Source organism: Chitinophagales bacterium, from assembly GCA_020636495.1.
Taxonomy (GTDB): domain Bacteria; phylum Bacteroidota; class Bacteroidia; order Chitinophagales; family Chitinophagaceae; genus UBA5543.
In genome coordinates, this window is the sequence record JACJXQ010000008.1 from 2,027,463 (window position 1) to 2,039,452 (window position 11,990).

General features: G+C 45.3%; 7 protein-coding genes. 5 read left to right on the forward strand and 2 right to left on the reverse strand.

Annotated elements, in window-relative coordinates; all coding sequences use genetic code 11:
* From H6550_08885 to H6550_08900, 4 genes are all read left to right on the forward strand, one after another.
* Complete coding sequence (locus tag H6550_08885; GenBank protein ID MCB9046241.1) at window positions 1–2,817, forward strand: T9SS type A sorting domain-containing protein; 2,817 nt, start codon at window positions 1–3, stop codon at window positions 2,815–2,817.
* Window positions 2,818–2,886: 69 nt separating this feature from the next.
* Window positions 2,887–3,084 carry a hypothetical protein gene (locus H6550_08890; protein MCB9046242.1) on the forward strand — a complete coding sequence of 66 codons (198 nt, stop codon included), beginning with the start codon at window positions 2,887–2,889 and terminating at the stop codon, window positions 3,082–3,084.
* A gap of 2 nt (window positions 3,085–3,086) precedes the next feature.
* Entirely contained in the window at window positions 3,087–3,296 is a 210-nt protein-coding gene (locus H6550_08895) for a hypothetical protein (protein MCB9046243.1), read from the forward strand.
* A gap of 110 nt (window positions 3,297–3,406) precedes the next feature.
* Window positions 3,407–7,060, forward strand: a complete 3,654-nt coding sequence (locus H6550_08900) for a T9SS type A sorting domain-containing protein (GenBank protein ID MCB9046244.1) — start codon at window positions 3,407–3,409, stop codon at window positions 7,058–7,060.
* Between the two features lie 140 nt (window positions 7,061–7,200).
* Here the strand turns inward: H6550_08900 and H6550_08905 are convergent, their stop codons facing one another.
* Complete coding sequence (locus H6550_08905) at window positions 7,201–7,551, reverse strand: DUF2200 domain-containing protein (protein ID MCB9046245.1); 351 nt, start codon at window positions 7,549–7,551, stop codon at window positions 7,201–7,203.
* Window positions 7,552–7,736: 185 nt separating this feature from the next.
* On the opposite strand from H6550_08905, the gene H6550_08910 reads away from it, so the two are divergent.
* Window positions 7,737–9,293 carry a B12-binding domain-containing radical SAM protein gene (locus H6550_08910; protein MCB9046246.1) on the forward strand — a complete coding sequence of 519 codons (1,557 nt, stop codon included), beginning with the start codon at window positions 7,737–7,739 and terminating at the stop codon, window positions 9,291–9,293.
* A gap of 567 nt (window positions 9,294–9,860) precedes the next feature.
* Here H6550_08910 and H6550_08915 read toward each other — a convergent pair.
* On the reverse strand, window positions 9,861–11,831 hold the full coding sequence (locus H6550_08915) for a T9SS type A sorting domain-containing protein (GenBank protein ID MCB9046247.1): 1,971 nt from the start codon (window positions 11,829–11,831) through the stop codon (window positions 9,861–9,863).
* Between the last annotated feature and the right edge of the window lie 159 nt (window positions 11,832–11,990).

Here is an 11,990-nt window from a genome sequence, read left to right on the forward strand (position 1 = left end):
ATGAACAGAAGAACAAAAATATACAACCTGCTGGCGGCGCTGCTGCTCTGCTGCGGTATGCTACCTGCAAAGGCGCAGTGGCAAACAGCCAACTCTAAGCTGCTATATTCTTACGACTACGACCTGGCTTTTGATGCTACTGACACACTCTATGCATCTCTGGCAGACCAGAATGATAAGGTGGTGGTGTACCGATACATCAACAACACATGGACAAAACTGGGTAGCAATTTGAGTATCAACTTGGGCCGATACACCTCTTTGACATTCAATAGTGCCAACGAACCTCATGTGGCATTCCAAGATGGCGCTGTATCTGGAAAAATAAGTGTAATGAAATACAGCAGTGGTAGCTGGAATGTTGTAGGAGGCTACGGCTTTTCTTCAAATGCAGTGACACAGACAACAGATATAATTTTTGACAATAATGATACGCTATATGTTGCCTACAAGGACCAGTCAACCTTGAGGGCTAATGTGATGAAATACAATGGCAGCGGCTGGGTGCAGGTAGGTAGCACCAATTTTAGTAATGGCAATGCTTGGAACCTAAGTTTAGCAGCAGACGGCCAGGACAGCCTGTATGTGGCATATATTGATAAAGCAAACAACGACTATCCTACCCTGAAAAAATACAGTAACGGTAGCTGGATAACGGTTGCTACTTATCCTGTAAGTGGGAATTATTTGCAAATGGAAGCAGATAGTAGCGGTGAACTATATATTGTTGTTGCAGCAGACAATGACTATCATTCCGTACTGAAATATGACGGAAGCTCTCTTTCGGTATTAGGGGATAGTTTTTTTAGGGTGTTGAATTCTGCTGGTGGATATTACCCAGATATTGATTTTGATGGGAATAATACGCCATATATACTTATTGAAGAGGATGAGAAAAATACAGTATATAATACCGTTTTAAAGTATACCGGGAGTGAGTGGATACAGGTAGGAGCGGCAGGGTTAAATACTGTTAATGTAGGTAATACTCATAACAAATTAGCTGTAAATAGCACCGGGGAGATATATGCTGTATGCGATGAAGATATGCCCGTACACCGATACGTCAACCAGAACGCCTGGAACGGCAGTACCTGGAGCAATGGCAGCCCTAACAGCAGCAGCAATGTATTTATAGAGAGCAGCACCAGCCCAGGGGCTTTCACCTGTGGAGACCTGAACGTTTCGCCGGGGGTAACACTGGCACTGGGCAGCAGCACGGTAAATGTGAATAACGCCATTATATATTACGGCGATAGCCTTATGGGCAGCGGTACAGTAAATATCGCGGATGATGTCAGTATGTGGGGCGATACGATGTACCTGAAAGAAAGCAGCATCAGCGTAGCATCCGGCAAAACACTTACTACCAATGGGCGCTTAGGTGTTGGTTCCGATGCTACCGGCACCGGGCGCATTGGCACTGTTTCGGGTACTATAAGCGGCGATGTAAATGTGCAGCGGTATATAGCCGGTGGCGTAAGGGCATACCGTATGCTGGGGCATCCTTTCAGTACAGACATTCCTTTGTCGCAGTTAATAGATGATATAGATATTACAGGCACCGGTGGCGTGGATAGTGGTTTTACCTATTCTACCAGCAATCCTGTATCAGCATACTGGTGGGATGTAACCACTGCAGATTATAGTGTAGGGGGTACCAATCCCGGCTGGCAGGCGTTTACCAACACCGGCGACAGCTGGGGCAAGCATGACCTGGCACTTGTATATATACGTGGTGCCAAGGGCGAGGGCTTAAGCCCGGGTACCTATACACCTTCTGCGGTTACACTGCAGGTAGCGGGCGAGCTCAACCAGGGTACACAGGTACGCACTTTAACTAAGGGCAGCAACACCTTTTTTGCAGCCTGTGGTAATCCTTTTGCCAGCAGCGTGCAGATGAATACGGTAACCCGAGGCTCAAATGTAGGCAGCAACTACTACCTGTGGGATCCCCGCAGCGGCGCATCAGGTGCTTATGTCACCAACGCCTGGTCATTGTCTTACTCATTGCCTATGTTCTCAGCATTTATCACCACGGTAACTGCCAATACGAATAACACACTCAGCTTTGCTGAAACGGACAAAACAACGGGAGACAGCGCGCTCTTTAAAACTACCGCACCCGCCGACTGGGTAGAACTGTACATATACGACAGCACAACAAAATGGGACAGGCTGCTCATCAACTTTGATGACAATGCCATGGATGTGCAGGATAAGAGCGATGCCGTTAAGTTCTACAATCCCGGGCTTGATTTCTATACACTGTCTAAAGATAATGAACGACTGGCGGTAGATGTTCGTCCTTACGATGACGGACATTCTATTCCATTGGGCTTAACCGCTTACAATAGATACAATACATATGTTATCAGAACAGGGATGTTTAATATTCCCGCAGGCACCAAACTGGTACTGCACGATAAATACCTGAACAAAACCAAAGAGTTGAACGCCGGTACTGAATATTGGTTTGATGTAACAAGCGACAGCTTATCGCAAGGCAATAAGCGTTTTGAAATAAATATGGTGGGCAAGCCAACCACGGGCATCATAGCAGCAAAAGAAAAAAATGCGCAAATGCAGCTGATCCCCAACCCCGCTTACAGTCATGTGAAAGTATCATTTGACAAAATAGAGGGCGAGGCCCAAATTAAACTGACGAGTATAACAGGGCAAGTGGTGTACCAATCAATAACGAATACACAGACGGGGAGTGTTACCATCCCGTTGCAAAACGTACCTGCAGGTATCTACATAGTAGAGCTGCAAGGCAAAAATGCAAGGTTCACTGAAAAACTGATCAAAGAATAATTTAATAACTATCCTCAATACCCAGCCCTCCCCTTGGGGGGAGGATTGGGTGGGGCTAAACATACAATTATGAAAAGGATAATATTATTAACCACAGTACTGCTTACCGTAAACTGCACACTGCCGGTTGAAACACTGGCCCAGGGGCCGGGTTTCCCCGATGCGCCCGTTGATACACCCTTTGATGGGGGTGTAACGCTGATAGCGGCCGCTGCTGCGGGGTATGGCATTAAAAAAATGAGTGATAAAAAAAACAACAAAAGATAGTTATGGAAACAATAAGTATGAGAACCAAGATCATTTTACTGATAATAGGCATGATATGTTTTGCAGTAACAGTTGCGCTGGCTCAGGGCCCCGGCTTTGACGAGGGCGTTGATGATGTGCCGGTGCCTTTTGATGGAGGCGTATCACTGATAGCGGCCGCTGCTGCGGGATACGGCATTAAAAAAATAAGCGACAAGAAAAAACAAAAATAATATGCAAAAGTATGCAGCAATAATCATCCTGGCAATTGCCAACTTATATGTAGGACTTGCAGGCATATATTTCCTGGCCTGTTTTATTTGTAACAATTAATATTCATTATATGAAAAATCTACTATTAATAATTTTATGCTTTGGTGCGACCGGCATATATGCGCAACAATGCGGATTTGATATCATGCATAAAAAGCAAATGGCAAACAACCCTGTGTACAAGGCAAAGGTAGATGCCATTAATGCATCATGGGCCGAAAAGCACCGCAACGGCACACAATCTCTTATAGCAACCACCTCAGTAGGCACCATATACGAGATACCCGTGGTGGTACATGTGATACACACAGGCGGCGCGATCGGTACGACCTACAATCCTGCCGACTCAGTAATTGAGGCAACAATAGATTACCTGAACGAAACGTATAATGCCACCTATTCAAGCTACCCGGACACCAATAGCGGCGGTACCTATTTCCCGGTAAAATTTGTGCTGGCCAAACGCGACGAAAGCTGCAACAGTACCACGGGCATCAATCGTATTGATTTCAGCAGCAACAGTACTTATTCAAGCAATGGTGTAAAAGTATCTACCAGCTCCGGTGTAGATGAAACAGTTGTCAAGGCACTCAGCCGCTGGAACAACAGATCTTACTATAATATATGGATAGTTAATAAGATAGATAATCATAATGGTCTGACAGCCGGTACATTCACAGGAGCTTACGCATATTTTCCCGGCGCAGGTGGGGAAATTGATGGTGCCGTTGTACTGGCATCGCAGTTCACAGCGGGTAACTATACACTCCCACACGAGTTAGGCCATGCTTTCGGGTTGTATCATACCTTTGAAGGGGACGGGACCGGAAGCACCTGTCCTACTAATTCAAGTTGCAGCACCCAGGGCGACCTGGTATGTGATACCGAACCCCATGTGCGCAACCTTGGTTATTGCGCTTCCGGCACAACCAACTCATGTGTAAGTGCCACCTACGACGACAAAGTGGCCAAGAACTTTATGAACTATTGTACTTGTCCCGACAGGTTTACAGAAGGGCAGGAAGAGCGTTTTGTTGATATCATGAAATCGTACCGTACAGGTCTGCTGAGCTCCATGGGTGGTATGGACACCAGCCTGAGTGTGGTAGCTGCCAGCTGTGTAACTACTACCACCAATGCAGGTAATACAGAAATGGGGCCTATCTATTTTAAATTTGGCGACCTGGAAAATACGACTCTTGGGGTGTATACGGATGGTTATGCCTATTACGACTACAGTTGCCAGATGAGGGCCAACCTGACACAAGGCAAAAATTACAAACTTAAATTTGCTACTTATTTAAATGCACAAAAAAAGCAGGTATGGATAGATCTGAATAACGATGGCTCTTTCAGCAGCGGCGAAATACTTGCTACATTCGGCTATTCCAATTATGGTACTTCAGCGGATACAGACTTATTTTCTGTTACCATAGGTATACCCACTTCCGGCCTTATAACCTGTACACCGTTACGCATGCGTGTTATGTCAATATACGCTGGTAACTCCTTCCCGTCCAATGGATGTGGTACCCTGCAATACGGGCAGACAGAAGACTATGCGGTAATATTCAAACCTGCATCTACAAAAACATCTGCGACCATAACCGGCACCAGCCCCATTTGTTCGTCGGGAGGTAATGCTATGTTTGTCCTCAGTACATCAGGTACTTTTACCAGCCCCTCGTACCAATGGTACAAAAATGGCTCAGCCATAGGTTCCAACAGCGATACACTTACCACAACAGGACTTAGCAGTGGCGATTACATTCAGTGCAAAGTAAACTATACCGATGCCTGCTACGAAGACAGTGTATTTTCCGGTGTATTGGGCATTACTACCGTAAGCGACACGAACACCTGGGTAGGTGCTACCAGCAGCACCTTAGGCACAACCTCCAACTGGAGTTGCGGCGCCACACCAACTGCATCGCAAACTGCACTAATAGACGCTGACATGCTCGTAAATGTACCGTCTGCAAGCTCTGGTACTATCAGTGTTGGCAATTTATGGTTGGCAAATAGCCCTACCGTTACTTTGTCAAACTCTGCGCAGATAACCGTAGGAGGCAACTTAACGTTAGACTCCGCAACAGTAACAGGGGATGGGAAGATACTATTAAACTCATTTTCTGCGCAGACCATATCAGGCGTAGGCTCCATATCCAACCTGTCTATTTCCGCCGTAACAGGTGTTTCAATATCTTCAGGTAGTCAGATCAGTATTACTGATACCTATACGCCGCTATCAGGTAAGCTCACCAATAATGGTGAACTGATCTTAAAAAGTGATGTAACTAAAACGGCACGTATAGCCTCAGGCCCAGGCAGCAACTATCTCGGTGGTAACGTAACCATAGAAAAATATGTACCCGGCAAAAGAGCATTCCGTTTTGTAGCACATCCATTCACCAGCTCAATTGCGTTGTCTCAACTGACAGATGAGATTGACATCACCGGTTCAGGTGGCAGCAGCAATGGCTTTACCACAACAAGTAGTAACAATCCATCAGCTTTCTGGTTCGATGTATCAAATGCTGATACCAGTACTACCGGAAGCAATTCCGGGTGGACGGCGTTTACAAGCACCAATGGCTCGGGTAACAATAGCTGGGATCAGTACGAACTGGTGAGGTTGTTTGTAAGAGGAAGCAAAGGTGAGGGACTGAATGGGAGTAGTTATACACCATCTGCCACTACATGGGAGTATGACGGTGCTGTAAATCAGGGCACACAAACCATTACACTGACAAAAGGCAGTAACTCGGAATTTGTGGGGTGTGGTAACCCATTCCCGAGTGGTATACAAATGAATGGGGTAGCACGAGGCAGCAATGTTGGGGCCAACTATTACGCATGGGATGCTACATCAGGTTCAGCGGGCGCATATGTTACCAATCCATGGACGATGTCGTATGTATTGCCGGCCTATGCTGCGTTTTTCACTACTGTGTCTGCTAATAGCAATAATACACTTACCATAGAGGAGGCAGATAAAGCCAGTGGTGGCATCGGGTTGTTTAAAAAAACATCCAATAATTACTGGGTAGAGCTTTCCATTGATGATACCACTACCCATTGGGACAGGCTGCTGATAGGATTTGATGATAACGGAATGTCTGTTGAAGATAAACTGGACGGTAAAAAACTGTACAACCCGGGGCTGGACTTCTTCACGCTATCGAGCGATAATGTACGTATGGCAGTAGATATTCGTCCGTATGAAGATGCGAAATCTATTCCCCTGGGTCTGACCGCTTACAACCGTTATAACAAATATGTCATCAGAACAGGTATGTATGATATACCTGCAGGAACCAAACTCTTCCTGCATGATAAATACCTGAATACAAAACAGGAATTGAAAACAGGTTTTGAATATTGGTTCGATATTACCAGTGACAGCCTTTCACAGGGCAACCAGCGTTTCGAGATCAACATGGTAGGCGAACCATCGACTCTGACAGAAGTAGACAAAGTTGTACCTGAGATGCAGTTGATACCCAACCCTGCACATAAAGAGGTAAAAGTTGCTTTCAAAGCACTGGAAGGCAGTGCAGCTATAAGAATGTTGGGTATTACGGGGCAAACAGTTTTCTATAAACCATTACAGGAAGGAACCGGTAGTACAACTGTCGACCTCCAACAATTGCCCGCGGGTATTTATATGGTTGAGCTCAAAGGAGACAACGCAAACTTTACTCAAAAACTGGTTAAAGAATAAAATACTTATTTGTTGCTTATCTCTCCCTAAGGCCCCTGTTTTTACAGGGGCCTCTTTGTTATATGTGCAACAAGAACGCCGGCTGTTCCCGGATATCACTTTTTCATGCGTGTCAGGGTGTTTTTTAGTCATACAAAATTTCATTGCCTTAATATTTTCTCCATCTTTTTCCCTTTTGCCAGTTCATCAACCAGCTTATCCAGGTAGCGCACTTTCTGTACCAGCGGGTCTTCAATATCTTCGACCCTATAGCCACAGATAACACCCGTGATCTTTGAAACATTCGGGTTCATTGCAGGCGCTTCGGAGAAGAAGGTCTCAAAATCGGTTTTCCTGTCTATTTGCTGCTGCAGCGTTCTTTCATTATAACCTGTCAACCAGGAGATGACAGCATCCAATTCTTCTTTTGTGCGTCCCTTTTTCTCAACCTTTTGTATATACAAAGGGTATACACTGGAAAAAAGCATTCTGTATATCCTTTCATTATTCATGTTCGCAGTTTTTAGTTATCAGGGGTAAAATAAGCCAACTTTCCTGAATCTTTTCATCGTATCGCATTCTGTCTACCATTATTAATTCTATGTTTATTGTCATTGTCTTTCAGCTTTTTGTGCTTTTGTTGTTACCTTTAAGCTCATCATCATTGATACATACACATATACAAAACACATAAGCATTGCGTATTCTTTTAGTATATCCTGAAATGCCTGATACCTTTTATGCCATGCGGCATTTTATGGATGTTATCGGCAAAAAGGCGGCATACCCACCGTTGGGATTGCTAACCATCGCGGCTATGCTGCCCGGTGAGTGGGAGAAGCGTGTGCTGGACCTGAATGTACGCAGTATGGATGACGCCGACCTGCAATGGGCCGATTATGTGTTCCTTTCGGCTATGAACGTGCAGGAGGAGTCTGCCAGGGAGGTGATAGCCCGGTGTAATGAACTGGGGGTGAAGATAGTTGCGGGGGGTACCCTGTTTACGCATGAGTACACCCGTTTTGACGGTGTGGACCATTTTGTGCTGAACGAGGCTGAGATAACACTGCCATGGTTTTTGGAAGATATGGCCGATGGCAAGCCCAAACCCATATACAAGTCGAGTGAATACGCTGATATAGAGCAATCGCCGCTGCCGGCCTTTGAGCTGGTAGATATGAGCCAGTACCTGTACGCCATTGTACAATACTCGCGCGGCTGCCCTTACATGTGCGACTTCTGCGACGTGACCGCCCTGCTGGGCAGGCGCCCCCGTGTCAAGATGCCTGAGCAGATCATTGCGGAGCTGGAAGCCATCAACAAAAGCGGTAATACACAACTGGTGCTTTTTGCCGACGACAACCTGATAGGCAACAAACGGGTGCTGAAATCGGACCTGCTGCCCGCGCTTATAGCGTGGAGGAAGAAGAACAATCCCCAGTTCTATTTTGCTACACAGCTTACCATCAACCTGGCCGATGATGAGGAGCTGATGCAGCTGATGCTGGATGCCGGTTTCAGGCACGTGTTCATAGGGGTAGAGACACCATCGGAAGAGAGCCTGAAGGCTTCGCGGAAGAACCAGAACCTGAAGCGCAACCTCATGGATACCATCCACGAGATACACGGGCGTGGTTTTATCATTTCGGCGGGATTTATTGTAGGGTTTGATACGGACGATGAGAGCATCTTCCGCAGGCAGATACAGTTTATCCAGGAGAGTGGTATACCGCTGCCTATTGTGAATATACTGAAGGCGCCGCCGGGTACGGAGCTGTACACACGTATCAAATTTGAGAACCGCCTGTCTAAACCCTTTGCTTTTACCGAGGGCGATACCAACGTGGTACCCATGATGGACGAGACACTGCTCTTTGGCGGGTTTATTGATGTTATAGACCATATATACACTCCGGCTGAGTCGTATAAGCGGCTGATGAAATTCTTTGAGACCTACCGTTTCCCTAAGAGTACGGTGCGCATACATTCTACCTTCGATATGGCGCAACTGAAGATATTGTGGCGGGTAGTGTACCGGCTGGGCATACGCGACAGCAACCGCAAATATTTCTGGAAGCTGGTAGGCTGGGCGCTGCGCAACAATCATAAGATGCTGGATAAGGCTGTTTTTTACAGCATTATGATCTACCAGATGCATATGACCTACAAGACCATCCACAGCAAGGCTATGGAGGAGTTGCAGTATTTCTCCGCACAGCCTGTGCGCCCGAGGCCACAGTTGCAGACTGCATAGTTTATCCTCTGTTTTGTTAAGTAACTCTCTATTTAGCCTTAGCCAAGGGTTAATATCGTTTTGTTTTAAGTGATTGATAGTTAGTGTGTTGTGATGTGAACTGTTAAGTATTGTTAAGTAAAACGGTATAGTCGCTGTACTTAACAATGTATAAAAAAGTCCCGCAGGGGCGGGACTGGTCATTTCGTGTATATGTTGGGGTGAGGGCATGGCTCTTGATTTATTACTGTCCCGCTATGGCGGGATCTTCGTAAATGCATTCGCATTTACTACGACAAATATACGTTATTTTATTTATTATTGCAATATTTTTTTGTGTAGCATGAAGCATGTCTGAATCAGAATTCACAGGATTGGAGGATTAGCAGGATAAGATGTTGGGGTACTTATAGGATGCGTGGATAAATGCAGCTTATTGCAAGTTCTCAGGGGATGTCTCCCTGCGTTCGACATGACGGCTTTGATGGGGGGGGATTGGTGCAGTGACAACAGCGACCAAAGGGGGAATGGTATATAAAAAGGAAAGCCGCTCAATATGAGCGGCTTTTAAGGTAAACGGATAAGGTGTTATTGTTTTACGAATTTCACTTGTTCTGTATGACCATCTTTGCTGAGTTGCAGCATATACATGCCGGGAGCTAAAGAAGATACGTTTACTTCTGCTTTATCGCCGGATATTTTACCTTTTGAAAGGCTCCTGCCTGTTATATCCATCATTACATAATCAGCACCATTGGCCTGTGTTATGTTTAGGAGGGTTTTAACAGGGTTGGGGTAAACAGCTATATTACCGGATCTTGTTTGCTCAATACCGGTTCCTTTCCCGGGTTTGAATACGTATTGAGTTGCGCCGGTAAACATCTGGTATATCCAGTCTTTATCCCAATATGCAAACATTAATGCATGCCCAGAATTGTTGGTAGTTGCTACTGCCATATAAGGCTCATCACCGCTCAGGTTGAACGGCGTGGTAGTTTGCAAATCCACACTGTGCCAATTTGCTTCCTGGTAGTTGCCACTTGGTTTAAAAATTGTAGGTGTAGCTGTTTGGAATATATCAGTTCCGAATGCGTAGAAATCACCACTAAAATCATATGTAGGTGAGTTTTGTACAGCATAGGTATAATCCGAATAAAACACAGTAGGGTAATCCCTATAAGCATAATCAGCACCTGCATAAAGAGACGAAACTATCTTTCCCGCACCTGTTATTACAGGTTTAATTGCCTCGTAACCATTAGTGTTAAAACCCGTACCTGCTGTATGGTCAGACGCATCTAAGAGCGGGATCACGGTAAATGTGCCTGAAGGGTCGAAACATGCATAGGTATTTACTTTGTGCAGAGAAGCGCCGTCATTTTCAGTTACTGCTACTACGCAAACAGGGTCGTCTGTAGCATGCGTACTGTAATCATAATATTGCGGGCCGTTTATCCTCGGGTACTGAAACTCATCATTACCGGTGGTAGTGCTACTAATAGCTCCGTAAAGATTAACAACGGGTGTAGAAGGAGGGTCGTACACCCAATCTGCCAGCAATACCTGATCGCCTGTAAAACCTGCACTCTGATCATCCCTCAGATAGGTAACATACGCTTTATTTGGCTTCGGCGAAGTTGGGTCAGGGTTGGCAGAAGTGATGCCTGTAACATCTGGATATTTACCATTGTCAATATAAAAATCAAGATTGCTGTGCGGGGTAGGAGGCTTGTTTTGTGAAAACTCGCTTATTGCCCCGTCAATTCCCCAAACCTCATATTGCGCCGGGTTACTAGCATTTTGCTGATGCCATGTTACGACATAACCTATGGCTTCATGTCCAACTCCTGAATAAGGATAAACATCATTATATATCAAGTCGATATGAGGGTAGCCAGCAGTACCGTTTGCATTGCTGGATAACTGTTTAGGGTTATCAGTAATGTATCCGGTATATGGAGGTCCACCACCCGCTGGTATTGCAGTAAAAGTAGGTACATCTACAGCTACTGTTCCTGCACTTACGTCCAGGTGCAGGTCGTATGACTCCATCCATATCTCACCATTGCTTTCGTACACTGCCAATACAAAGTACTTAGGCGTACCGGGATTTCCGTAGGACACGTTGCTTACATCTGTATGTACGCCTATGGCCACATCTACATCGTTTACCGGGTTACCTGCATAGCTACTAGCAAAAAAAGGTAGTGCCTGGTAGTCTTGAGCTCCAGTATAGCTTGTTCCAACAGTAATTCCTGCATATGTGCCTGTGCAAGTTGTAGCTCCGCTGAAGCCGGTAACCCAAGCATATTGATCCTGTCCGTTACCCCAGATACATGCGGGAGTAGGGGCAGATGCATTACTGGCAAAATCAAACATATCCAGGTTAAGTGAGGTGAGTGTGGATGTGTTTTGGCAACCTGACGTACCTGTTACATTGATACCGCTTGCTGTTGAGTTTGAGCCTTGTACGTTTTGAGCGAGTGCAGGAAAGGAATTTAAAATGCAGATGCTACACATAAGTAATGCGCATGCAAAATATTTTGCTATTTGTTTCATTTTGTGATGATTGTTTTAAGAATAATAAAATTATTTGTCTGTAGGTAAATTGTACAGAATGCGCTAAGGAGGATGTGTGGAGCGCAGGTAGAGATACTTCTGGGGTGATACAGGATATCCATTTTTCATGTGTATGGTTCGGTTTGGCAAATCAAATGT